Raw genomic sequence first — 22930 nt, 5'->3', positions numbered from 1 at the left:
TTTCAACCAAGGATGATTGCCCATGTCTAACCCGAGTCCGGCCATCGCCGCCAGCCCTGATCAGGCCACCACCACCCGAGCCCGCAATGTCGCGCTGTTGGTGGCGGTGACGTTTTTCATGGAGAACCTCGATGCCACGGTGATCACCACGGCCTTGCCGAAAATGGCCGAGACCTTCGGTGTGGGCGCGGTGGATCTGAACATCGGCATCACCGCCTATATCATCGCCGTGGCGATCTTCATCCCGCTCTCGGGCTGGATGGCCGATCGCTTCGGGGCGCGGCGTATCTTCGCCATTGCCATTGCCGTGTTTACCTTGGCTTCGTTGCTGTGCGGGCTGTGCACCGAGCTCGACACCTTTGTGGTCGCTCGCGTATTGCAGGGGATCGGTGGCGCCTTGATGGTGCCGGTGGGGCGTTTGTCGGTACTGCGCACCACCGAGAAAAAGGACCTGGTGAAGATGATCGCGCTGATCACCTGGCCTGGCTTGGTGGCGCCGATTCTGGGGCCGCCGTTGGGCGGCTTGATGGTGACCTATGCGACCTGGCCGTGGATTTTTTTCGTCAATATTCCGCTGGGCATCATCGCGATCGCCGGCGCGTTGGTGCTGGTGCCGGCCGGGCGTGACGACCATGTGCGACCGTTCGACAGCCTGGGTTTCCTGTGGCTCGCGGGCGCCTGCGCGACCATCATGCTGGGCCTGGAGTGGCTGGGCGAAGCGCAATCGCAGCGGCTCACCGTGGCGGTGCTGATGCTGGTCGTCGGGGTGGTGCTGGCGTGGGTCGCGATTCGCCATTGCCGTCGGCATCCGGCGCCGTTGCTGGCCCTGGACGCCCTGAAGTTCGCGACCTTTCGCTCCAGTATCTATGGTGGCTCGTTGTTCCGCATCGCCATCAGCGCCTTGCCGTTCTTGTTGCCGTTGATGTTTCAGGTCGGCTTCGGTTTGCCTCCGGTAACGGCCGGGGTGCTGGTGCTGGCGGTGTTCGCCGGTAACTTGCTGATGAAGCCGTTCACCACCGCGACCATGCGCCGCTGGGGCTTTCGCACGGTGCTGCTGGTCAATGGCGTGATCGGCGTGCTGTCGATCCTCGCCTGTGCGTTGCTGAGTGCCGATACGCCATGGCCGGTCATCGCGCTGGTGTTGTTTGTGGGCGGGCTGTCGCGTTCGTTGCAGTTCACCTGCTACAACTCGGTTGGATTCGCGGACGTGCCCAAGAGCGGCATGAGCGCCGCGTCGACGATGTTCAGCATGTTCTTCCAACTGGCGATGGGCATGGGCGTGGCGGTTGGGGCCTTGCTCCTGCGCTTGTCGATGGCCGTGCAAGGCCACAGCGACCATGCACTGACCAGCGATTTTCGCGTAGCCTTCGTGGGGGTGGCGGTGATTGGGTTGCTGGCGTTGATTGATATCTATGCGCTGGAACGCAAGGCGGGGGAGCATGTGCTGGAGCGGTGACGCAGGGATAGGCGGTGTTCTTGAGGGCCTCTTCGCGGGCAAGCCTTGCTCCCACAGGAGTATCACTCAGGCGCTGCCAATGCAGTGGGAGCAAGGCTTGCTGGATGTATCAATGCCTGATCAAGGCGCTAACAATGTCCGCAACCGCCCCAGCAAGTCAGCAATCCGAAACGGCTTGATCACCATGTCCATCCGCTCTTCAAGAAACGTCTGCAAATCCAGCGCATTCTCTGCATAGCCGGTCATGAACAGGATCGGCAACTGTGGATGTCGCTGGCGCACGCTGTCGGCCAGTTCGCGGCCATTCATCTGCGGCAGGCCGACGTCGGTCAGCACGATATCCACCGAGCTATCCGCCGCGAGTAGCGTCAAGGCCTGATCGGCGTCTTCCGTCAGGGTGCAGCGATACCCCGCATCCACCAGCACGTCATGCACGAACATGCGGACCGAGGCCATGTCCTCGACCACCAGTACGTGTTCGCCGGCGCCACGGTGCGGCTGCTCGATCAGCTCCGCTACCGGGGCTTCGACCGCCTGACCGGCCGGGAGAAACAGCGTCACCTCAGTGCCATGGCCAACCAGGCTGCGAATATGCACGTCACCACCCGACTGCCGGGCAAAGCCGTAGATGGTCGACAGCCCCAGCCCGGTGCCTTTGCCCACTGGTTTGGTGGTAAAGAACGGATCGAAGACCTTGTCGATCACGGTGTGGTCGATACCCACGCCATCGTCGCGTACCGACAGCACCACATAGTCGCCATCGGCCAGGCGACTGTCGCCCCGGGAATGAGCGGCATAGGTCGACAGCTTGATGGTGCCGCCGTCGGGCAGCGCGTCGCGGGCGTTGATCACCAGGTTGAGGACCGCGCTCTCGAACTGGATAGGATCGATCATGGCGATGGCGGCGATACCGGTGAGGTCCAGGGTCAAGATGATGCGCTCACCGATGGTGCGCTGCAGCAGGTCTTCGAGCGAGTGCACGTGCTCGTTGATATCGATCGGCCGGGTGTCCAGTGGCTGCTGGCGGGCGAAGGCGAGCATGCGATGGGTGAGGGCGGCAGCGCTGGTGGCGGAACTCAAGGCGGCATCGGCATAGCGCAGCACCGAATCGGTTCGTGAGGCTTCGACGCGCTTCTTGATCAATTCAATGCCGGTGATGATGCCGGTCAGCAGGTTGTTGAAGTCATGAGCGATGCCGCCGGTGAGCTTGCCCAGAGCGTCCATCTTTTGCACCTGCAACAACTGCGCTTCAGTGCGCACGCGCTCGGCCACTTCCACGGCCAGCAGGGTGTTGGCCGTGGCCAGTTGCTTGCGCTGCTGGCGTTCGCGTTGCCGATGCTCGGTGACGTCTTCGATGAACACCAGGCTGTGCCCAGGCGTGCGATAGGGCGATACCTGCCATTCGGTTTCGCGCATCTGACCATCGACCTGCACAGCCAGGTTGCCACGCCAGCGTTCGTTGCTTTGCAGGCGCAGGCACAGGTCGTCGATCACCGCGTCCTGATGGGCCGCAAAGCGCTCGCGCAGGCGAATGGACTTGAGGTCATCCTGAAACAGCTGGCTGAAGGCGTAGTTGCATTCGATCACCTGCAGGTCTTCATCGATGACGGCGATGGGCGCCGCGATGTTGACGAAAATCTCGCGAAAGCGTGCCTCGCTGTCGCGCAGTGCCGACTCGGTATCGCGCACCCGCAACAGGGTCTTGAGCGTGGCCATCAGCACATCCGGATCGACCGGATGGATCAGATAAGCATCGGCGCCCGCCTCAAGGCCAGTGATGATGTCGCCGCTCTGGATCGAAGCCGCCGACACGTGGATGATCGGCAGCAGCGCAGTGGCCGGTGCCGCACGCAACTGGCGCACGATATCGAAGCCGCTCATGTCCGGCAGGTTGACGTCGAGGATCAGCGCATCGAGCGCCTCGACGGCGATCAGCTGCAGGCCATCGAGCCCGGTGCCGGCTTCGAGGATCTGGATGCCATGGCGTTCGAGACGGCGGCGCAGGGCGTAACGGGTGGCCGCGTTATCGTCGACGATGAGGACACGGGTGTCACGCATCATGGTCAGGCTCCAGAGCAAGCGCCAAGGGAATCACTACATAGAACACCGACCCCACGCCAGGGGTGCTTTCGACGCCCACGCGCCCGCCCAGCAACATCGCGAAGCGCTTGCACAGCGACAGGCCCAGGCCGGTGCCGCGCAGGCGCTTTTGCAGCGGTGAATCGATCTGGGAGAAATCCTCGAACAGGGTATTGTGCAATTCACCGGGGATGCCGATACCGGTGTCGCTGACCGCGAAGCGGATCTCCCGGTCGTTCTCCAGGCGCGCCGACACGCGCACCTCGCCGGCCTGGGTGAACTTCAGCGAGTTGGAAATGAAATTGCGCAGGATCTGCGCTACTTTCTTGTCGTCGGTGTAGAGCCGTGGCAGGCCCACGGGTTCTTCGAAGATCAGGTCCACCGCGCCGGCATCGACGATAGGCCGGAACATCCCGCGCAGGGCGGCGAACAGGTCGAGCATGTCGAACCAGGCCGGCGAAATGGAGATGCGCCCGGCCTCGATCTTGGCCAGATCGAGCAGGTCGTCGACCATGTCGCTGAGCTCGCGCGCCGAGGTGCTGATAAAGCCTACCTGCTTGTGCTGCTCGGGGCCCAGCGGGCCGTCCAGCTCATCGGCGAGCAGACTGGTGATGCTGAGGATCGACCCCAATGGGGTACGAAACTCGTGGCTCATGTACGACAGGAAGCGGCTCTTGAGGTCCGACGCCTGGCGCAGTTCTTCGGCCTGGTTGTCGAGCTCGGCATACAGCGCCAGCACGCCCTGGTTGGTTTCGTCGAGCTCGGCGCGAAGGGCCTCGGCCTCTGCCTGCAAGCGCTTGATGAGGGCGGCACTGGCGACTGGATCGAGTTCGGGAGTGTCAGACATCGGGTGCCTCCAGCGCAATAACCAAGACCGTCACGTCGTCGCGTCCCCGACAGAAGTCGCGGTGCAGGACGGTGGCGATGACGGCCGGGTGACGGTGCACCAGGCCGGGATAGTCCAAAAGATTCCAGCGCGATTGCAGACCGTCGCTGAACAGGATCAGCAGTTGACCCGCCGCGTGCGGAAAGTCGAAAGTTTGCGCACGCCGAAACTGCGCGCCAACGATGCCCGGATGCGATGCCATGCCGCGGCTCTTGTCAGGCGAGACCAGGCAGGCGCCGATATTGCCGATGCCGGTGAAGCGCAGCTTGCCGTCGTGCGCATCGAACTGGGCCACCGCCACAGCACCACCGCGGGTGCCGTTCATGGCCTGGTGCATGTCGTCGAACAGCAGCGCCGGGTTGCCGTGAGGGGCGCGGGCGAAGGCCTTGCAACCGGCCTGCGCGGCCAACTCGGCTTCCGGGCCGTGGCCCAGGCCATCGACCACCAGCGCGCTGAGCAGCGAACCATGGCGGCAGATCTGCCAGGCGTCACCGCAGGCCGGATCGTCGTGCAGCGAATGTTGACTGATGCCCACCGGCCAGTCGCCGCCGCGTTCGCGCTTGGCGAACAGACGCACCAGCACCACCGAGCCACGGGCATCGGCATAAACGTCGAATACCTCGGATTGGCGTAGCAGCGCCCCCAGGCCGATGCCTTGGGTGCCGCGGCTGGAAACACCGTCGGGCAGGCAGTCATGCAGGTCGAAACCCGGGCCGCGATCCACGGCGATCAGCTCGATCCCTGCCAGCGCAGGCAGCGCGCGCAGGTGAAGCTGGCCGTGGCCCGCGTGTTTGAGGGTATTGCTGGCCAGCTCGGTGGCGACCAGCGCCACACGCCCGCAGTCATGGGTGTCGAAGCCGGCGAGCTCGGCGAGCTTTTGCGCGGTACGGCGGGCTTCGCCGACCTGGGTCTCATCTTCCAGGGCCACGACCTGGGTCAGCGCGCTGTAAAGGGTCAAGTCCATCGGGCGATCGTCACACGAGTACCTTTGCCGGGAGCGGTGTCCAGCTCGAAGTCTTCGACCAGCCGGCGCGCACCGGTCAGGCCCAGGCCCAGACCACCGCCGGAGGTCCAGCCATCGGTCAGCGCCAGCTTGATGTCGGGGATGCCAGGGCCTTCGTCGCGAAACGTCAGGCGCAGGCCGACGCGCGGGCCGTCCTCGAGGATCTGCCAGTCCATGTCGCCACCGCCGCCGTAGACCACGGTGTTGCGGGCCAGCTCACTGACCGCCGTCACCAGCTTGGTCAGGTCGATCAGGCGCATGCCGCATTCCGTTGCCAGCTTGCGCGCGGTCTGGCGGGCCAGCACCACGTCCTGCTCGATGCGCACGGGCTGGGTGCCGCTGCTGCGTACATTCATGATTGCGCCACGCGTTCTTGCAGCAAGCGCATGCCGCGCTCGACGTTGAGCGCCGTGCTCACGCCAGGCAGCGTCATGCCCAGCTCCACCAGCGTGATGGCCACCGCCGGCTGCATGCCTACCAGCACGGTCTCGGCGTCCATGATCCGTGACAAGCCAGAGATGGTGCCGATCATGCGGCCAATGAACGAGTCGACCATGTCCAGCGCCGAGATATCGATCAGCACACCACGGGCCGAGGTCTTGCTGATGCGCTCGGACAGATCGTCCTGCAGTGTCAGCGCCAGCTGGTCATGCATGTCGACCTGGATGGTCACCAGCAGGTAAGCCCCCATTTGTAGAATCGGGATGCGGTCCATGGGCTCAGACCGCCTTGCTGACGGTCACGCCCAGGCGGCGCAGGGCAAGCGCCAGGGCGTCAGCGAGGTTGGCCTTGGTGACGACGCCTTGCAGGTCGAGGCCCAGGTGCACGATGGTCTGGGCGATCTGAGGGCGCACGCCGCTGATGATGCAGTCGGCGCCCATCAGGCGAATGGCGGTGACGGTCTTGAGCAGGTGCTGGGCCACTAGGGTGTCGACGGTCGGCACGCCAGTGATGTCGATGATGGCGATTTCCGAGCCGGTATCGACGATGCGCTGCAGCAGGGATTCCATCACCACTTGGGTACGCTGCGAGTCGAGCGTGCCGATCATCGGCAGCGCCAACACGCCGTCCCAGAGCTTGACCACCGGGGTGGAGAGCTCGAGCAGTTCTTCCTGCTGACGTTTGATCACCGCTTCGCGGGATTTCTGGAAGGTGCGGATAGTGTGCAGGCCCAGCGCGTCCAGCAGATCGGAAACTTGCAGCAGTTGGCTGGCCAGGGACGCAGGGTCGGCCTCGTATTCACGTTGCAGCGCTTCGAACAGCGGGCCCTTGAGCGCGAAGATGAAGTTGGCGGTCTGGTGGGAATCATGGCCCAGCAGTGCACGGCTATTGGAAAGCTTCTCGAGGAACGAACGGGCCTCGTCCCAGTTGCTGCTGGCTACGTTCAGAGACTCGCCATGCTCCAGGCCGCTGACCAGGGCGTGGAGGAAATCCCGGGTCTGCTGCTTGACCTCTTCTTCCTTGACGTTGCGCAGCGCACCACCGGCTTCTAGACCGGTCAGCCAGACGCTGGCAATCGCTGGTTGCTGTTTCTTGAAAGTGTCGACTGTACGGGCGTGCAGCGCAGCCATGGGTGAGCTCCTGGGCTTTCTGAATAGAGGTGGGCAACGTGGTGCGGAGTATCAAGCAAATTGACGGTGCCGTCGATTTGCACTTTTCAATTTGCCAAACGGTGCCTGATCGCTTATTTGGCAATTGAGGATAGCGCCCAGAAATCGTTCCGTTGGCAGCCGATAAAATCCATCGCTGAAGGCATGCTAATCTCGCCAGCAGATACCTGGCGCGGCTACAACTCTGTTGCGCTGCATGCGTGAACCCGCCCCACCGGGGCGCTATAAAAAGGACACCCCATGAGCTGGTCTGCCAAGCAATATACGATGTTCGAACAGCAACGCACGCGCCCGGTCCGCGATCTGGTCGCAGCCATCGCCACCCAGCACGTGCGCCAGGCGGTAGACCTGGGCTGCGGCCCCGGCAATTCGACCGAGGTGCTGGCCCAGCGTTTCCCTGGCGCGCAGGTCAGCGGCCTGGACAGTTCCGCCGACATGCTTGGCGATGCGCGCAAGCGCTTGCCGGCGCTGACGTTCGAGCTGGCGGACATTGCCGATTGGACAGCGCCCGAGCCAGTCGATGTGATTCTCGCCAACGCCTCGCTGCAATGGCTGCCCGACCACGCCACGCTTTATCCTCGGCTGGTGGGGCAGTTGGCGCCGGGCGGCACTCTCGCGGTGCAGACCCCGGACAACCTCGAAGAACCCTCCCATCGCCTGGCGCGGCAAGTGGCCGCCGAAGGGCCATGGGCTAGCAAGATCGGCAGCGTCAAACACCCCGATCGCCATGCGCCCAGCTTTTACTACCAACTGCTGGCCAGCCATTGCAGCAGCGTCGACGTCTGGCGCACGACCTACCTGCACCCCTTGGCCGGCGGCCATCAGGCCGTGGTGGATTGGTTCACGGGATCGGCGTTGCGCCCTTATCTGCAAAGGCTGGAGGAGGGCGAGCAGGTAGCCTTTCTCGAGGCCTACCTGACGCAGATCAAAGCCGCGTATCCAGCGCTGCCGGACGGTACGGTACTGTTGCCGTTTCCGCGGTTGTTTATCGTGGCGACGCGTTAAGTGCAGCGCGCGAGGGGTCGCAGTAGTGCTCCGAACGCATTGCGCTGGTGCGCTTGAACGCAGATGCGCAGATTAATGGCTGTTTTCGTCGGTCATGCGCGCCGCAATAAGGCGACTACGCAACTGGCGAAGATCGCTATAGCCTGTGGACGTATCATTAATTAGAATGTTTCTCATTCATATTCGATTGGTGCGCGTCCCCTCCATGAGCCACTCAGCTGCCGCCCTCGCTATTTTGTACCGCGACCACCACAGCTGGCTCGAAGGCTGGCTGCGGCGCCGGCTCGACAACCGCTGGGATGCCGCCGACCTCAGCCACGATACGTTCCTGCGCCTGCACGCCAGCGATCAGCCGCTCCACGAACTGCGCGAGCCACGCGCCTATCTGCTGACGCTGGGCAAACGTCTGCTGATCAACTTCTACCAACGGCGCAGCCTCGAGCGGGCCTATCTGGATGCCTTGGCCTTGCTGCCTGAGACCTGTGCGCCGTCGCCGGAGCAGCGCTGGCTCCTGCTCGAAGCGCTGCAAGCCCTGGATGCCTTGCTCGACGGCCTGCCTGGCGCCGTCCGCCGGGCGTTTCTGCTGGCGCAGCTCGAGGGCCTCAGCTACCGCGACATCGCCGCGCGACTGCGGGTCAGTGAGCGCACCATCAAACGCTACATGGCGCAGGCCTATGAGCACTGCCTGATGGCCGAGCTGTGAGTAGCCTCGCGCCCAGCACCGAGGCACGCCAGGTGGCCCGCGCCGCGGCGCAGTGGCTGGCATTGCTGGAATCGGGCGGGGCCAATGCGGGCGATCACGCGCGGTTGCAGCATTGGCGTGACAGCGACACCCGCCACGAACACGCCTGGCAAAAAGCCCAGCAATTGCGCGAGCGCTTCGCCGGATTGCCGCCGGCCCTGGCGTTGGCCAGCCTCGATCGGCCGGCGCTCGACCGCCGCCAACTGCTCAAGCGCACTTTGGCGGTGGCCGCTGTGGTGCCCAGCGCCTGGCTGGTAGCGCGGCAGATGCCTTGGGACAGCTGGACTGCCGATGTGCGCACCGCCACCGGCGAGCGGCGCTCGATTGCCTTGCTCGATGGCGCCAGCCTGCAGCTCAACACTGCCACGGCGGTCGATCTCGACCTCGCGGCGCGCTCGATCCGCCTCCTTGAAGGCGAAGTAGCGCTCAGCGTCCCGGGCCCGCAGACCACCACCGTGCTCACCTCGGCCGGTCAGGTGCGGGTCGATCAGGGTGACATCTGCGTGCGCCAGCTGGCGCACGGCTGCGAGGTCGCGGTGGTGCGCGGCAGCGCGCAATTAATGCCCTTGCACGGCGCATCGATGCTGCTCCAGGCCGGTGAACAAGTGCGCCTGCTGCCTCAGGGCGTCGGCCCGCTGAGCGCCTTCGATGGCCTGCAACTGGGCTGGCGCGACGGCGTGCTGACAGCCATGGACCAGCCACTCGGGGACTTCCTTGAGGAACTGAACCGCTATCGTCCCGGCGTACTACGCTGGTCACCGCCTGTCGCGGCGCTGCGGGTCACCGGCAGCTTCCGGCTGGACGATACCGATCGCATCCTGCGTCTGCTCAGCGCCAGCCTGCCTATCGAGGTGCAATCGCGCACCCGCTATTGGGTCACGGTGCAGATGCGCAACCCGGTGAGCTGATAGCGGTTAGCAACCTGCACTGCGCGCTCGCTTGACTGCCCGCCGGTCAGCGAACGGCGGTCCGATAATCGCACCGATTTCGCCGTAGATATTTTCCTCCGGCCTCAACTTGCGGCACGCTATGGGGCAAGACGACAAGCGCGCCCACCCGGCCGCCTGCCGTCGCTGCCGACACCCGCTCGGCTACGCTGATAACAAGAGCTGAAGACGTGGCCGAGTCTTGTTCATGGCCTGCGCCTCGATCCATTCATACTCCAGGAAAACCAGGAGCTCGCTTTGATCAATAAAACCTTTGAGTCCGTCGCTGCCGCGGTGGAAGGGATCGCCGACGGTTCGGTCATCATGGTGGGTGGCTTCGGCACCGCCGGGATGCCTTCGGAGCTGGTCGATGGCGTCATCGCCAGCGGCGCGCGCGACTTGACCATCATCAGCAACAATGCCGGCAACGGCGACCTGGGGCTGGCCGCGCTGCTCAAGGCCGGCAGCGTACGCAAGGTCATCTGCTCGTTCCCGCGCCAATCCGACTCTTATGTCTTCGACGAACTGTACCGTGCCGGCAAGGTAGAACTCGAAGTCGTGCCGCAGGGCAACCTGGCCGAGCGCATCCGGGCCGCCGGTTCGGGCATTGGTGCGTTCTTTTCGCCCACCGGCTTCGGCACCCTGCTGGCTGAAGGCAAGGAGACCCGCGTGATCGATGGTCGCAACTATGTGCTGGAAATGCCGTTGCACGCCGATGTGGCGCTGATCAAGGCCTACAAGGGCGACCGTTGGGGCAACCTGGTGTACCGCAAGGCAGCACGCAATTTCGGCCCGATCATGGCCATGGCGGCGAAGACCGCGATCGCCCAGGTCAACGAAATCGTCGAACTGGGTGAGCTGGATCCGGAGCACATCATCACTCCGGGCATCTTTGTCCAGCGTGTGGTAGCGGTGCAGAGCTACCCCACTTCTTCGTCCGCCAACGCTGTCTGAGGCCTGCCATGACTGTCACCAAGAAACTCTCGCGTAACGAAATGGCCCAGCGAGTGGCCGAAGACATCCTTGAAGGCGCCTACGTCAACCTCGGTATCGGTGTGCCGACGCTGGTGGCCAACTATCTGGGCGACAAGGAAGTGTTCCTGCACAGTGAAAACGGCGTGCTGGGCATGGGCCCCAGCCCGGCCGAAGGGCAAGAGGACGACGACCTGATCAACGCCGGCAAACAGCACGTGACGCTGCTGACCGGAGGTGCGTTTTTCCACCACGCCGACTCGTTCTCGATGATGCGCGGCGGCCATATCGACATCGCCGTGCTGGGCGCTTTTCAGGTGTCGGTCAAAGGTGATCTGGCCAACTGGCACACCGGCGCCGAAGGCTCGATCCCGGCAGTGGGCGGGGCGATGGATCTGGCCACCGGCGCGCGCCAGGTGTTCGTGATGATGGACCACCTGACCAAGACCGGCGAAAGCAAGCTGGTGCCCGAGTGTACCTATCCCCTGACCGGAATCGGCTGCGTGAGTCGTATCTATACCGATCTGGCGATTCTGGACGTGACCTCGGATGGCCTGAAGGTGCGCGAGATCGTCGCGGATATCAGCTTTGAAGCGCTACAAGAACTCAGTGGCGTGCCGTTGATCAAGTAACCGCAAAAACGCCGCTGCGTGGGCCCGCACTACTCCCTATGGGGCTGGGCTCGGTCCACGAAGCGGTCGCTGCGGTGTTGCGCGGCGGTCACAACCCCGCAAAAAAACGCTGCACCTGATCCGCCTTCAGCTCCGCCATCCCCCGATGACGCCACCTCGGCAGCTTGTCCTTGTCCACCAGCAGCGCGCGAATCCCTTCGACCAGGTCGCCGTGGTCAAACCACTGCTGGCCCAGATGCTGCTCCATATCGAAGCAGCCCTCGATCGACAGCCCGCGCCCGCGGCGCAGCATCTCCAGGGTCACCGCCATCGCCAAAGGGGAGCGAGTTTCCATCAGCGAGGCGATGCCATCGGCCCATTTGTGGCTATTGGCGACCGTCACTTGATGCAGCTGCTCGATCATGCTGCCGACATTCGGCTGCGAAAAGAAGTGGTCGATGGCCGGCCGCAGACGATCCAGCGGCGCATCGGGCAGGGTTTGCACGCCGAGCTTGCTCAGCACGTTCTGCAGGTCCTTGAGCGGCATGTCGGACCAACTGATGCGGTCCAGTCGGTCCTCCAGCATTTCCAGTTGATGCTGCGGCAAATACCAGTCGGCCAGCCCGCAGTACAAGGCATCCGCAGCTTCGATCTGCACGCCAGTGACGCCCAGATAGATGCCCAGCTCGCCGCAGATACGCGGCAGGAAATAACTGGCGCCCACATCCGGGAAGTAGCCGATGGCGACCTCTGGCATGCCCAGCCGACTGCTGTCGGTGACGATGCGCAGATCGCACCCTTGGGCCAGGCCCATGCCGCCCCCCAAGGTGTAGCCATGCATCACGCACAGCACCGGTTTGCGATAGTGATGCAGGGTCAGGTCGAGGGCGTATTCTTCCTGGAAAAAACTCACGTGCTGGGTGTCGCCCTGCAGGTGGCTGTCGTACAGCGCACGGATGTCGCCGCCAGCGCAGAACGCCTTGTCGCCTGAGCCCCGGAGCACCACCGCCTGAATATGACTGTCGAGGGCCCATGCGTCGAGAATGCCCTGCAGACTGCGCACCATCGCCAACGTCAGGGTGTTGAGCCCCTGCGGCCGATTGAGCGTCAGATAGCCGATATGATTGCGCACCTCACTGGTCACTTGCGCGTCCAGCAGGCTGGGGGCATTACCCAGAAGCGATGAAACCGGTGCCGTCATGACTGACTCCCTGTTTGTTATTGGATGGCTGCACGGTGGCTATCGATGCTAACAGGGGATTTTTGCCCCTATCAATCGGTAAACGTGCAGCGCGCCAAAGCGTTTATACCGTGTGCTCGGCCGGTATAAATCGGTAGACATGAGGGGCGCGGCGTTGGTTCGAAGAAATACGGTATGTTGGAGCACCTCCTCGCGGCTCGATCTGTTCGGCGGCGAAGAGGCCGGTGCGGCTATCGTCGAGCCTCAGGCCAGACTATTGCCTTTGGCCTCGGCCAGGTAGGTACCGGCCGGCGGATTGCGCCCGAAGTAGCCGCTCACGCCGTCGAAGATCGCCGTGGCGACGCTCTGCCGGTGGCGCATGTCCATCAGCCGTTGGCAGTCGCGGGCGTTGGAGATAAAGCCGGTCTCTACCAGAATCGAAGGGATGTCCGGCGATTTGAGCACCGCAAAGCCTGCCTGCTCGACACGCTCGCCATGCACCCCGGCGACCTTGCCGACGCTGTCGAGCACGATGCCGCCCAGGTCGAGGCTGGCGCTGATGGTGGAGTTGAGCGACATGTCGAGGATCACGTTGGCGACCATCGGGTCCTTGTCCTTGAGATTGAGCAGCTGTTTGCTGCCGATCAGATCGGCGCTGTTCTCCTGGTCGGCCATCCAGCGCGCCATGGTCGAGGTAGCGCCGTGTTCCGACAACGCGAACACCGAAGCACCCGAGGCGGTGCGGCGTGGTGCGGCGTCGGCATGCACCGACACGAACATGTCGGCGTTGTATTTGCGGGCCACGTCGACGCGCTTGCGCAGCGGAATGAAGATATCGTCGTTGCGCACCAGGCGGGCCTTGTAGCCTTTCTGGCGGTTGATGCGCGCGGCCAGCATCTGCGCGATCGACAGCGCTACGTGTTTTTCCTGCTCGCCGTTGGCCCCTAGCGCGCCGGGGTCCTTGCCGCCATGGCCGGCGTCGACCACCACGATGATGTCCCGCTGGCCGGGCCGGCGGTTGATCTCGGGCTGCGTGGTCTGCGCGACCACGGCTGGGGCGGCCGGCTCGGTCACGGCTGCGACGGTAGCCGGCGCGGACTTGGGCTTGAAGTCCAGCACCAGGCGGTGGCCCGCTTCGCCGGAAGGCGGCAGCACAAAGCTGCTGCTGTCCACCGGCTCGACGAACTCCAGCACCAGCCGCGTATCGCCGTTACCGCGGTCGCTGCTGCGGATGGCCTTGAGGGGCGCCCCGACCAACGAGGCATCGTTGAGCGCCTTGGCCAGGCGGGTGCCGTGCAGATCGATGATCATCCGCGGCGGGGCATCCAGGTCGAAAGTTTGATAGCGCACGTCGCCGCTGAGATCCAGCACCAGGCGCATCTTGCCGTCGTGTCGCCAGCCGCGGGCCGCCAACACGGTTTGCGCCGCCTGGGCAAGAAAAGGAGCGGGCAGGGTGACACCCGCAAGCAGGAAAGTCAGCAATCGGCGCCGGTGCATGGAGAAACCTTCCATAAGCATTATTTCGAGCTTTGAATATTAGCGGTAACAAAGAGTTAAGAGACAAAGCTGAGAGAAATTTCATGTTGCGGGGTTAAAGGCGGTTTGTTGCGCGGCTGAGGGCGAAAACTTCAGGTAGCGGGGGGGCGCTATGGTGCCCGGCGCAGGGGCCGGGCACCCTTGACTACATCGTCTGCGCGGCATTGACCCCCGCCGCCGAGAGCTTGATGGGATAGTTGACCGTCGGCGCGCCGCTTTCCTTGGCGCTGACATGCCCGTGCTGGATCAGACCGCGGTTCTGCAGGGCGTCGAGGGTTTCGAACACCGCCGTCTCGCCGCGATAATTGTCGAGGATCTCCTTGCCCAGGCCTTGTGGATGAGCGTGCAGGAGTCGAGTGAGCACTTCTTTCTCAAGCTCTTTATCAATGGTCATGTCTACCTCTGATGCAGTGATTGAATACATGCAATGCCTGCCAGCGCCGTGTGCCATCAAGCAGCGGCGACTGCAGGTTGCATGACAGCTGTGACTGGCTGGCGGCGCGAGGATTCCATCGGTCTGCTCGACGGTTCCCCCATGACCACTCATCCCATTGCCGGGCACCCTGACGATTCGGCTGGCTCCAAAGCGAACAGGCCCGATACGTGCGGCCGGCAAGCGAGGTGTGTATGGACATCAATCCCCATTACAAAAGCGGTATCCAGTCAGCCGATTCGGCAGTGCCGCTGGCAGACGACCTTTACCCGGTGATCGGCCCGGCAGACAGCGCCGAGCGTACCGGCGAGAAGCAGCCGATCAGCAGCGAAGCGGTGCGGGTGTTGCGTATCGACTACCTGCTCAAGCACGAGCCCCATCACCACGACGTGCAATGGGAGGCGACCTCGATGACCACAGCGGAGGCGGCCTTGCATCTGTTGATGCTGCATTTTGGTGACGGCGAAAACAGCCTGCTGATGCCCAACGCCGAAGCTAGCGCCGAGCAGGTGCTGGCCCAGGCTGCGGTGATGGGCATCACCGATGTGCGCGTGCACGCGTTGTAAGGGCGCCCTTGTAGCGCGGGGCCTCGCCCCCGAAGTCGGCACTCCTGCCGGCGCCATCGGGGCAAGCGCCCTCGCGACACAGTGGGTCAGGGAATCAACCGCGCCTCACGCAACTGAGTGAAGACATCGAAGAAGGCATCATCGGTGGCCTGGTAATCCAGAAAGCCCAGCTTGCGGCTCTTGGACATGTCAGTGACCACTTCGATCGGCCGGCCGAGGTCAGCGTCGGTGTGCCAAGGCGAGATCAAACGAGTGATATCCGCTTCCTGCAGTCCGTACTGGCTGGCCATGGTCTTCCACACCTCGGCGTCGTTGGCCATCTGCTGCTCCAACGGTTGGGTTTCGCTAGGCAGGGCCGCCGGGTGAATATCGAACCACTGCGCGATACGGCCCCACATCCATTGCCAGCGGAACACGTCGCCATTGACGATGTTGAAGGCCTGATTGGCGGCGGCCGGCGTCGTCGCCGCCCATAGCAGTTGCCGGGCGAGCTGCCGGGCATCGGTCATGTCGGTCAGGCTGTTCCACTGCGCTGCAGATCCGGGGAACACGAACGGCCGGCCGGTGTGCTTGCAGATCGAGGCATGCACGGCCAGCGTCGTGGCCATGTTCATGGCATTGCCTACCGCCACGCCGATGATGGTGTGGGGCCGATGCACGCTCCAGGTAAAACCGTCACGCGCGGCCGCCGCGAAGACTTCGTCCTCCTGCGCGTAGTAGAAATTCTCGACGTCGAGGCGGCCCTGTTCTTCGCGAAACGGCGTCTGCGGCAGGGCGCCTTTGCCGTAGGCCTCGAACGGGCCAAGGTAGTGCTTGAGACCGGTCACCAGCGCTACGTGGCGCACCGAGCCGTCCACCGCCAGGGCGTCCAGCACATTGCGTATGTGAGCGGCGTTGACGCGGATATTCTCGGCTTCGGTAGCCTGGCGCGACCAGGTCGCCAGGTACACGTAAGTCGGCGCCAGGCCCTTGAGTGCGGATTTGAGGGCTTCGGGATCGTTGAGGTCGGCGACCACCGGGGTCACACCTTGCTGCTCGGTGGGCGTGCGCGAAAGCCCGGCCACCTGCCAGCCGCGATCGAGCAACAAACGGGAAATGGCGCTGCCGACGATGCCGGTGACGCCGACGACCAATGCTGATTCAGACATACACAAAACCTCCGTGGCGACGAGGGTGGCCGTTGCAGGCCCACCGCGCCGCGGGGTGCAAAAAAAGGGGATAAAGCTTACAGGCCCATGTCGATGGTTTCTGGATCAGGCCCCAGGCGGCCGGTCTGGCGAATACCGTCGATGGCCTTGAGCTCTTCGCTGCTGAGCTCGAAATCGAACACGTCGATATTGGCCGCGATGCGCTCGGCATTCGACGACCGCGGGATTACCACATGGCCATGCTGCAAGTGCCAGCGCAGAACAACGTGGGCTGGTGTCTTGCCGTGGCGCTTGGCGATGTCGGCGAACAGCGGCAGCTTGAGCAGCTCGCCGCCTTGACCCAACGGGCTCCAGGATTCACTGACGATGCCCTTGGCGCGGCACCAGGCGTGCAGGTCGGTCTGGGCGAAGTCGGGGTGAGTCTCGATCTGGTTCACCGAGGGCGTGACGCCAGTGTCTTCGATGATGTGTTCCAGGTGATCGACATTGAAGTTGGACACGCCGATCGAGCGTACGCGGCCTTCTTCCTGCAGCCGCACAAAGGCCTTCCAGGTGTCGCGGTAGGTGCCTTTTTTCGGGATGGCCCAGTGGATCAGGTACAGGTCCAGGGTCTCGAGGCCCAGGCGCTCAAGGCTGGCGTCGAAGGCGCGCAGGGTGTTGTCGTAGCCCTGATCCTCGTTCCACAGCTTGGTGGTGATAAAGATCTGCTCGCGGGGCAGGCCGCTTTCAGCCACCGCGCGGCCGACGCCGGCTTCGTTGCCGTAGATTTTCGCGGTGTCGATGTGCCGATAACCCGCCTTGAGCGCGGCGGTGGACGACGCATAAGCCTGATCGTCGTCGAGCTGCCAGACGCCAAGGCCGAGCTGGGGGATTTTCACGCCGTCGTTGAGGGTAATCAGGGGGGCGGATGCCATGGGAGTCTCCTCGATGAATAAAGGGTGCCCAGTGTTCGAGGGGGCTGACACGATAAAGTTGCGAAAAGCTCGACGCAGAGGCTCGGCGTTTGTCATGGGCATGGCCGCTATGAATAAACTGCACTGGCTCGCCTTAATCCCCGCTGGCAAACCGATAGCCATTGCGCCCCCGACGCTTGGCTTCGTACATCGCGTTATCCGCCTGGGTGAGCAAGGATGCCGCGGCAACGCCCCCGGTTGGAGGGCTCAGGGCGATGCCCAGGCTGGTGCCGATCTTCACGGCGCCCAGGCTCAACGCGAAAGGTGTCGCGATCGCCTCGCACAGGTTTTCGGCAATGCGCCCGGCAGTCTCCGGATTCGGCACCCCGTGGGCCACCACCACGAACTCGTCGCCCGCCAGACGGCAGACGAAATCGCCTTTGCGCACTGTCTGCTCGAGGCGCGTGGCGACCTGCTTGAGCAGCTCGTCACCGGCGTCGTGGCCGTGCTGGTCGTTAACCGCCTTGAAGCCATCGAGATCGAGAAAGAACAGCGCGAACGGTTCGGGCGAACGGACAGCGTTGCCGATCGCGTGCTCCAGGTGCTCATGCAAGGCACGTCGATTGGGCAGTTCAGTGAGCGGGTCGAGCATGGCCTTGTCGCGCAGGTTGCGCTCCACCCGCGTGCGGTCGGTGACGTCCTGCGACATCACGTAAAAGCCCACCACTTCACCGTTGCGCACATCTGGCACGTAGGTCGCGGTCCAGATTCGACCCTGCTCAAGGTTGTAGATAAGGCCGTCATGGACCACCCGCTCGCCGGCCAGGGCGCGCTGGAAGTTCGGCAGCAGCTCGCTGAACAGTTCCGGATCCAGCACCTCCTTGACGTACTTGCCACGCAGCGTCGCCGGATCGATACCGAATACCTGGCGATACACGTCGTTGTTGAACAGGTAGCGCAGGTCGCGGTCGACGTGGGCGATCAGGATCGGCATGTTATCGGCGATCGCCTGCAGGGTCTCGCGGCTGGCGGTAAGTTCGCGGGTGCGCTCGACAACCTTGCTTTCCAACTCCTCCTGGTAATTGTGCAAGACTTCTTCGCCGCGTTTGCGATCGGTGATGTCGAGGATGACCGCGATGAAGTGGTCAGGCTCACCTTGCTCGGTACGCACCAGCGAGACGTTGATCTCGACCCAGACCAGTGAGCCATCACGGCGGATATAGCGCTTTTCCATGGCATAGGTGGTGTTTCGGCCGAACAATAGATCGGCCACGTGAAGCAGGTCTTTTTCGAGGTCGTCCGGGTGGGTGATTGCTGCGAAGGTGAGCTTGAGCAGCTCGTCTTCCGAGTAACCAGTGATGGCGCACAGCTTGGGGTTGACTGCATTGAAGCGCCCCTGCAGATCGACGATCGCCTTGCCGCTGGGCGTCTGCTGGAACACCAGGGCGAAGCGCGTCTCGCTGAGCACCTTGGCCTGGCGGTCGCCCTCCCAGGCCGCGCGCATATCCAGGGCTGCGCTGCGGTGCAACAGGTCGCGTTCCACCACCCTGGCCAGGTCCTTGAACGCGGCCAGGGCCTTGGCCGTCAGGTCGCGAGGGCGGGTGTCGATCGCACACAAGGTGCCCAGCACCAGGCCGTCGTCACTGCGCAGCGGTACCCCGGCATAAAAGCGGATATGCGGGGAACCGACCACCAGCGGGTTGTCGCTGAAGCGCGGGTCCTGGGTGGCGTCTTTGATCAGCAGGATGTCCTGGACATGCAGGGCGTGGGCGCAGAACGCCACGTCCCGCGAGGTTTCGCACACCTCCAGGCCGATCTTGGACTTGAACCACTGGCAATTCTCGTCCACCAGCGACACCAACGTGATGGGCACCTGCAGCAGTTCGGCGCAAACCCGGGTAATGCGATCGAAGTCTTCCTCCGGCGGCGTATCCAGCACCCCGAGGCTGCGCAGCAGGCGCAAGCGGGCTTCTTCATTGGTCGGATGGGGCGCGATCAACATGTTCGGTCTCGGCGGCGATGCCAGTGGTTTTTGGCGGTTATCTACAAGGTATCGGAAAGTACTCCGCAAGCTGAAGGCCCTGCGGGAAATTGCCGGAAAATACGTTGCAACCGCTGCCACGTGAGTGCCATTGGTCGGGAACTGGCGCAGCCGACTGAATTATTTTTCATCTGCCTTGACGGGTTTCAGCCAAAAGCTTGGCGGTACCGCTGCCCGCAAAGGCGCGGCGGGATTGAGTTGGCTTTTCAGGCCCGGAATAGGCCCTTGATAGCGCAATAATGGCCCTTACAGAATTCGCCAAATTAACGGCGTCATCTTTATGGCCGTACCGTTTCAGCTCCAGTCAGGAGCGCCGATAACAGCATTGACCAAGCGGTGGGCACCTCAGCCTGACCGTTCAACGGCTAATCGCGCCCCCTTTGGAGTCAAGCATGATCACTCTCGATACCTGGAACCTGAGCATCCCCGTCGGCACCCCCTCGGTGACCATCAATACCCCGCAGCTGGTCAGTGGTTACACCGACGGTTACTTCAAGTCGGGCGACACGTTGTTCTTCTGGGCACCGGTGACCGGCAGCAAGACCGCCAACGCCGTGTACCCACGTACCGAACTGCGTGAAACCAAAGCCGATGGCAGCGTCAACAACTGGCAATACGGCGCCGCCGACAACATGCTGCGCGCTGCGGTAGCCGTCAATCAGGTGCCTTCGACCGGCAAGATCGTCATCGGCCAGATCCACTGCTTCGGCAGCACCGAGCCGATGCTCAAACTCGAATACCAGTACAAGGATGCCAAGCGCCTGGGCAACCTGGTGGTCAAGTACCGTGTCACCCCAACCGCGGAGCCTGAAGTGATTACCGTCGCGCAGATGGTGCCGATGAACCAGCGCTTCACCTACACCATCCACCTGACGCCTGCGGGCAACCTGACGGTCAACGCCTTCAATTACCAGTGGAGCACCAAGGTCGACAGCACCTGGGCACCCAAAGCCCTGTATTTCAAGGCCGGCGTGTATACCCAGGACAACACCGGCTACGCCACTGAAGGCGGCGCGGCGACGTTCTACAAATTGACTGCAGAGCACGCCAAGAAGAGCTGATGCCACCCCATGTAGCGAGGGGGCTTGCCCCCGATTGGCCGAGCCGGCGTAGCAAGGGCTGAATGATCGGTTTTTTCGGGGGCAAGCGCCCTCGCTACAGTTGCTGGCGGGGGATACGCTCTGATCGGGTTATCATGCCCGAGCCTGACTTGACCCCGGAGCCGTCCCCCTGATGTACAGCCTCAACCATTACCGCACCACCCCGGCCGAACCGATCAAAAGCCAGATCCTGCAGTTGGTGGTCGACAACCTCACCGACATCAGCAGCGTCGCCATCGCGCCAAGCAACCCGCTGTACAACCTCTATCAATACGGTGTGGGCTTCGAGGTCCACCTGTACCTCGACGGCATGGATGGCGCCAAGGGCATCCCCGCCGAGCTGATCACCGCCTGCGACCCCGACGACCCGGACACCGTGCTCGGCTTCGCCCTGTACCTGCCGGTCAAGGACGACGCCGATGCCTGCGCGCTGGCCTACCTGGCCGTGAGCAAGGGCCATCGCCGCCGCGGTATCGCGCGCCGCCTGCTCGCGGCCATGACCGCCCGCTATCCCCATGCCGAACTGGCCTGCCATCCGGGCAAAGTCCTGACGTTTGAAGCATTGGGCTTCGAGGTGCTCGGCGCGCGCGGCCCGCAAGTGCTGATGAACACCCGCGACCACGCGACCCACGGGCTGGTCCCACAGCTGGACATCGCGCCGATCTACCGCAGCGTCGAGGTCCAGCAGATTCATGCCTACCTGCTCAAGCAGCACGGCAAGCGCGCCATGGCCGATGCCGAGAAGCAACGTGACCGGTATCTGGACCAGCTGACGCGGCAGGCGGTGTTGTGCGTGCAGCAGCGGTCTGCGCAGTAGCGAGGGGGCTTGTTCCGATAATCGTTCGGGGGAATTGAGTTGTCCTGGCGGGCCAATGAGGGGTATGCGAGCTCGGTACAGTGCGTGCTAGACGCCTCTTGACCATTCGTCGGCGTCAAGTAACGTTTTCGACATGATTTGATACAAAACGTTGACGCCAGAATTGTGGCTCAATAATATCGCCGCCGTGATATTAAAGAGCCACTCAAGGACGTCTCGTGGATTTTGCCTCTGCCAGGATTGCATTGCTGCTTGTGCTGTCCGCTGCCCCCTTTACCGTCGATGCCGCGCCCACCCCTGGCGACCAAGACCTGATCCGCGACCGTCAGGACCGTCTGCTGCAAGACCAACAGCGGCGCCTCGAAGAGCTGCGTGACCTGCCCGGTAAAACCACCGCCCCGGTCGCCCCCGCAGCACCGGCCAGCAGCCGCTGCTTCACCATCCAAAGCATCGAACTCAGAGGCGCAGACGCGCTGTCTGCCGGTGAGCGCGAGACGCTCACCAAGCCCTACATCGGCCAGTGCCTGGGCGTCGCCCAGCTCAACGAGCTGCTCAAGGTCATCACCAACCTGTATATCGACAAAGGCCTGGTCACCTCCCGCGCCTACCTGCCGCAGCAGGACCTCGCCACTGGCCACCTGCAAGTCCTGATCGTCGAAGGCAAGCTCGAACACCTGCGCAGCGAGGCGGGCAGTGGTCTGTCGCCGCGCGAGCTGACCATGGCGTTCCCCGGCCACGAGGGCCAACGCCTCAATCTGCGCGAAGTCGAACAACTGCTGGATCAGGTCAACCGCTTGCCCTCCAACCAGGCGCAGATGGAGCTGGCGCCCGGCACCGAGGTCGGCGGCAGCGACGTACTGGTCAAAAACACCGAGCAGAAGCCCTGGCGCGCCAACCTGTCACGCAACAACGACGGCCAGAAGAGCACCGGCGAGCAGCAGTGGAACACCGGTTTCGAATGGGACAGCCCCTTGGGGCTGATGGATCAGCTGGCCCTGCGCGGCGGCCACGATGCGGTCAGCGATCACCAGCAACTGTCGAAAAACGCCATGCTCAACTACAGCCTGCCGCTGGGCTGGTGGACCTTCAACTACAGCTACAGCCAGAGCGACTACCGCTCCGTTGCGCAAGCCAACGGCTACTCGTTCGAGCAAAGCGGGGACAGCGAAACTCACACCCTGCATGCCGAACGGGTGATCCATCGCGACGCGGTGAGCAAGACCTCCCTGAGTGTCGGCTTCTCCCACATGCGCACCCGCAATTACGTCGAAGACAGCCTGCTCGGCGGCAGCAGCCCCAGCCTCAGCGAAGTGCAGTACGGCTTCAACCACGGCCGGCGCATCGGCTCGGCCTTCGTCAACCTCGACCTCGGCATGCAGCAAGGCGTCGGCGGCTTCGGCGCACAGAGCGAGGATCATTCCGGCCCCGGCGCACCCGATTCGCGCTACCGCAAATACACTGGCACCCTCAGCTACCTGCAGCCGTTCACCCTCTGGGGCGAGCGCCTCAGCTTCAGCAGCCTGGCCACCGGGCAGCGCAGCGAAGACGTGCTGTTCAGTGCCCAGCGCACCAGCCTCGGCGGCTCGTCCTCGGTGCGCGGCTACAAGGATCAATTCCTCAGTGGCGACAGCGGCGGTTACTGGCGCAATGACCTGCGCCTGACCCGCCCGGTCAACCTCGACTGGCTGCGCCCGGCCTTCAGCGAATACGGCGCCGCCATCGGCTACGACCAGGGCGTGATCCGCCACGACCGCTACAACGGCGACCAGCATGGGCGCCTGTCGAGCAACGCCTTCGAGCTGTTCGCGCGCGGCCAGCACGTTGCCGTCAGCGCGACCTACGCCCACTCCCTGGAACGCCCTGCGGGACTGATCGAGCGCGAATCGCCGATCTACTTTCGCCTCGATTTCTTCCTTTAACGCTGTT

At 63.4% G+C, this 22930-nt stretch carries 22 protein-coding genes; 10 read left to right on the top strand and 12 right to left on the bottom strand.

Features of this window, described 5'->3' with window-relative positions; all coding sequences use genetic code 11:
* Positions 1 to 22: 22 nt before the first annotated feature.
* Complete coding sequence (locus REH34_RS01635) at positions 23 to 1456, top strand: MFS transporter (RefSeq protein WP_226504496.1); 1434 nt, start codon at positions 23 to 25, stop codon at positions 1454 to 1456.
* 120 nt (positions 1457 to 1576) lie between these two features.
* On the opposite strand, the gene REH34_RS01630 is transcribed toward REH34_RS01635, so the two are convergent.
* From REH34_RS01630 to REH34_RS01605, 6 genes are read right to left on the bottom strand one after another with little or no spacing between them, the layout of a single operon-like run.
* A complete protein-coding gene (locus REH34_RS01630; protein WP_311970504.1) occupies positions 1577 to 3517 on the bottom strand; it encodes a response regulator in 1941 nt (646 codons plus the stop codon).
* Positions 3507 to 4382, bottom strand: a complete 876-nt coding sequence (locus tag REH34_RS01625; protein ID WP_226504494.1) for a sensor histidine kinase KdpD — start codon at positions 4380 to 4382, stop codon at positions 3507 to 3509. Before REH34_RS01625 ends, REH34_RS01630 begins: the two co-directional genes overlap by 11 nt.
* Entirely contained in the window at positions 4375 to 5379 is a 1005-nt protein-coding gene (locus REH34_RS01620; RefSeq protein ID WP_409373367.1) for an ATP-binding protein, read from the bottom strand. The genes REH34_RS01625 and REH34_RS01620 overlap by 8 nt, the downstream gene beginning before the upstream one ends.
* On the bottom strand, positions 5376 to 5780 hold the full coding sequence (locus REH34_RS01615; RefSeq protein ID WP_311970502.1) for an anti-sigma regulatory factor: 405 nt from the start codon (positions 5778 to 5780) through the stop codon (positions 5376 to 5378). The genes REH34_RS01620 and REH34_RS01615 overlap by 4 nt, the downstream gene beginning before the upstream one ends.
* On the bottom strand, positions 5777 to 6139 hold the full coding sequence (locus REH34_RS01610) for an STAS domain-containing protein (RefSeq protein WP_226504491.1): 363 nt from the start codon (positions 6137 to 6139) through the stop codon (positions 5777 to 5779). The genes REH34_RS01615 and REH34_RS01610 overlap by 4 nt, the downstream gene beginning before the upstream one ends.
* A gap of 4 nt (positions 6140 to 6143) precedes the next feature.
* The gene (locus REH34_RS01605) at positions 6144 to 6995 is read right to left on the bottom strand and encodes an STAS domain-containing protein (RefSeq protein WP_226504490.1); all 852 of its coding nucleotides are present in this window, start codon (positions 6993 to 6995) and stop codon (positions 6144 to 6146) included.
* Positions 6996 to 7274: 279 nt separating this feature from the next.
* Here REH34_RS01605 and tam point away from each other — a divergent pair, with 279 nt between their 5' ends.
* From tam to REH34_RS01580, 5 genes are all read left to right on the top strand, one after another.
* Positions 7275 to 8039 carry a trans-aconitate 2-methyltransferase gene (gene tam, locus REH34_RS01600; RefSeq protein WP_311970501.1) on the top strand — a complete coding sequence of 255 codons (765 nt, stop codon included), beginning with the start codon at positions 7275 to 7277 and terminating at the stop codon, positions 8037 to 8039.
* A gap of 205 nt (positions 8040 to 8244) precedes the next feature.
* Positions 8245 to 8742: a sigma-70 family RNA polymerase sigma factor gene (locus REH34_RS01595; RefSeq protein ID WP_226504488.1), complete on the top strand. Its 498-nt coding sequence runs from the start codon at positions 8245 to 8247 to the stop codon at positions 8740 to 8742.
* Positions 8739 to 9689, top strand: coding sequence for a FecR domain-containing protein (locus REH34_RS01590; RefSeq protein ID WP_311970500.1), 951 nt, complete (start codon positions 8739 to 8741; stop codon positions 9687 to 9689). Before REH34_RS01595 ends, REH34_RS01590 begins: the two co-directional genes overlap by 4 nt.
* Positions 9690 to 9965: 276 nt before the next feature.
* Complete coding sequence (locus tag REH34_RS01585; protein ID WP_226504486.1) at positions 9966 to 10661, top strand: 3-oxoacid CoA-transferase subunit A; 696 nt, start codon at positions 9966 to 9968, stop codon at positions 10659 to 10661.
* Between the two features lie 8 nt (positions 10662 to 10669).
* On the top strand, positions 10670 to 11311 hold the full coding sequence (locus REH34_RS01580; RefSeq protein WP_311970499.1) for a 3-oxoacid CoA-transferase subunit B: 642 nt from the start codon (positions 10670 to 10672) through the stop codon (positions 11309 to 11311).
* 88 nt (positions 11312 to 11399) lie between these two features.
* Here the strand turns inward: REH34_RS01580 and REH34_RS01575 are convergent, their stop codons facing one another.
* From REH34_RS01575 to REH34_RS01565, 3 genes are all read right to left on the bottom strand, one after another.
* Positions 11400 to 12491: an enoyl-CoA hydratase/isomerase family protein gene (locus REH34_RS01575; protein ID WP_226504484.1), complete on the bottom strand. Its 1092-nt coding sequence runs from the start codon at positions 12489 to 12491 to the stop codon at positions 11400 to 11402.
* 243 nt (positions 12492 to 12734) lie between these two features.
* Positions 12735 to 13967 (bottom strand): N-acetylmuramoyl-L-alanine amidase, encoded by a 1233-nt coding sequence (locus REH34_RS01570; RefSeq protein WP_226504483.1) that lies wholly within the window; start codon positions 13965 to 13967, stop codon positions 12735 to 12737.
* A gap of 184 nt (positions 13968 to 14151) precedes the next feature.
* Positions 14152 to 14400, bottom strand: coding sequence for a hypothetical protein (locus tag REH34_RS01565; RefSeq protein ID WP_226504482.1), 249 nt, complete (start codon positions 14398 to 14400; stop codon positions 14152 to 14154).
* Positions 14401 to 14633: 233 nt separating this feature from the next.
* Here REH34_RS01565 and REH34_RS01560 point away from each other — a divergent pair, with 233 nt between their 5' ends.
* On the top strand, positions 14634 to 15005 hold the full coding sequence (locus tag REH34_RS01560; protein WP_226504909.1) for a hypothetical protein: 372 nt from the start codon (positions 14634 to 14636) through the stop codon (positions 15003 to 15005).
* Positions 15006 to 15091: 86 nt separating this feature from the next.
* Here the strand turns inward: REH34_RS01560 and REH34_RS01555 are convergent, their stop codons facing one another.
* The 3 genes from REH34_RS01555 to REH34_RS01545 all read right to left on the bottom strand — a co-directional run bounded on the left by REH34_RS01555 (position 15092) and on the right by REH34_RS01545 (position 19048).
* Positions 15092 to 16153 carry an SDR family oxidoreductase gene (locus REH34_RS01555; protein WP_311970497.1) on the bottom strand — a complete coding sequence of 354 codons (1062 nt, stop codon included), beginning with the start codon at positions 16151 to 16153 and terminating at the stop codon, positions 15092 to 15094.
* Positions 16154 to 16230: 77 nt separating this feature from the next.
* On the bottom strand, positions 16231 to 17067 hold the full coding sequence (locus REH34_RS01550) for an aldo/keto reductase (RefSeq protein WP_311970496.1): 837 nt from the start codon (positions 17065 to 17067) through the stop codon (positions 16231 to 16233).
* A 133-nt stretch (positions 17068 to 17200) separates the two neighbouring features.
* Positions 17201 to 19048 carry a diguanylate cyclase domain-containing protein gene (locus REH34_RS01545; protein ID WP_311970495.1) on the bottom strand — a complete coding sequence of 616 codons (1848 nt, stop codon included), beginning with the start codon at positions 19046 to 19048 and terminating at the stop codon, positions 17201 to 17203.
* Positions 19049 to 19479: 431 nt separating this feature from the next.
* Between REH34_RS01545 and REH34_RS01540 the strand changes: the two genes are divergently transcribed.
* From REH34_RS01540 to REH34_RS01530, 3 genes are all read left to right on the top strand, one after another.
* Entirely contained in the window at positions 19480 to 20148 is a 669-nt protein-coding gene (locus REH34_RS01540; RefSeq protein WP_311970494.1) for a polysaccharide lyase family 7 protein, read from the top strand.
* Positions 20149 to 20320: 172 nt separating this feature from the next.
* Positions 20321 to 21004, top strand: coding sequence for a GNAT family N-acetyltransferase (locus REH34_RS01535; RefSeq protein WP_311970493.1), 684 nt, complete (start codon positions 20321 to 20323; stop codon positions 21002 to 21004).
* A gap of 218 nt (positions 21005 to 21222) precedes the next feature.
* Positions 21223 to 22923: a ShlB/FhaC/HecB family hemolysin secretion/activation protein gene (locus tag REH34_RS01530; protein WP_311970492.1), complete on the top strand. Its 1701-nt coding sequence runs from the start codon at positions 21223 to 21225 to the stop codon at positions 22921 to 22923.
* The last annotated feature ends 7 nt before the right edge of the window (positions 22924 to 22930 follow it).

The sequence above is a fragment of the Pseudomonas baltica genome, assembly GCF_031880315.1.
Taxonomy (GTDB): domain Bacteria; phylum Pseudomonadota; class Gammaproteobacteria; order Pseudomonadales; family Pseudomonadaceae; genus Aquipseudomonas.
Note: the sequence above shows the minus strand (reverse complement) of the source record. Positions and strands in the feature narration are given on the sequence as shown.

Coding starts and splice junctions, on each gene's coding strand:
- REH34_RS01635 (WP_226504496.1), top strand. CDS start 23: ATGTCTAACCCGAGTCCGGCCATCGCCGCCAGCCCTGATCAGGCCACC.
- REH34_RS01630 (WP_311970504.1), bottom strand. CDS start 3,517: ATGATGCGTGACACCCGTGTCCTCATCGTCGACGATAACGCGGCCACC.
- REH34_RS01625 (WP_226504494.1), bottom strand. CDS start 4,382: ATGTCTGACACTCCCGAACTCGATCCAGTCGCCAGTGCCGCCCTCATC.
- REH34_RS01615 (WP_311970502.1), bottom strand. CDS start 5,780: ATGAATGTACGCAGCAGCGGCACCCAGCCCGTGCGCATCGAGCAGGAC.
- REH34_RS01610 (WP_226504491.1), bottom strand. CDS start 6,139: ATGGACCGCATCCCGATTCTACAAATGGGGGCTTACCTGCTGGTGACC.
- REH34_RS01605 (WP_226504490.1), bottom strand. CDS start 6,995: ATGGCTGCGCTGCACGCCCGTACAGTCGACACTTTCAAGAAACAGCAA.
- tam (WP_311970501.1), top strand. CDS start 7,275: ATGAGCTGGTCTGCCAAGCAATATACGATGTTCGAACAGCAACGCACG.
- REH34_RS01595 (WP_226504488.1), top strand. CDS start 8,245: ATGAGCCACTCAGCTGCCGCCCTCGCTATTTTGTACCGCGACCACCAC.
- REH34_RS01580 (WP_311970499.1), top strand. CDS start 10,670: ATGACTGTCACCAAGAAACTCTCGCGTAACGAAATGGCCCAGCGAGTG.
- REH34_RS01575 (WP_226504484.1), bottom strand. CDS start 12,491: ATGACGGCACCGGTTTCATCGCTTCTGGGTAATGCCCCCAGCCTGCTG.
- REH34_RS01570 (WP_226504483.1), bottom strand. CDS start 13,967: ATGCACCGGCGCCGATTGCTGACTTTCCTGCTTGCGGGTGTCACCCTG.
- REH34_RS01565 (WP_226504482.1), bottom strand. CDS start 14,400: ATGACCATTGATAAAGAGCTTGAGAAAGAAGTGCTCACTCGACTCCTG.
- REH34_RS01560 (WP_226504909.1), top strand. CDS start 14,634: ATGGACATCAATCCCCATTACAAAAGCGGTATCCAGTCAGCCGATTCG.
- REH34_RS01555 (WP_311970497.1), bottom strand. CDS start 16,153: ATGTCTGAATCAGCATTGGTCGTCGGCGTCACCGGCATCGTCGGCAGC.
- REH34_RS01550 (WP_311970496.1), bottom strand. CDS start 17,067: ATGGCATCCGCCCCCCTGATTACCCTCAACGACGGCGTGAAAATCCCC.
- REH34_RS01545 (WP_311970495.1), bottom strand. CDS start 19,048: ATGTTGATCGCGCCCCATCCGACCAATGAAGAAGCCCGCTTGCGCCTG.
- REH34_RS01540 (WP_311970494.1), top strand. CDS start 19,480: ATGATCACTCTCGATACCTGGAACCTGAGCATCCCCGTCGGCACCCCC.
- REH34_RS01535 (WP_311970493.1), top strand. CDS start 20,321: ATGTACAGCCTCAACCATTACCGCACCACCCCGGCCGAACCGATCAAA.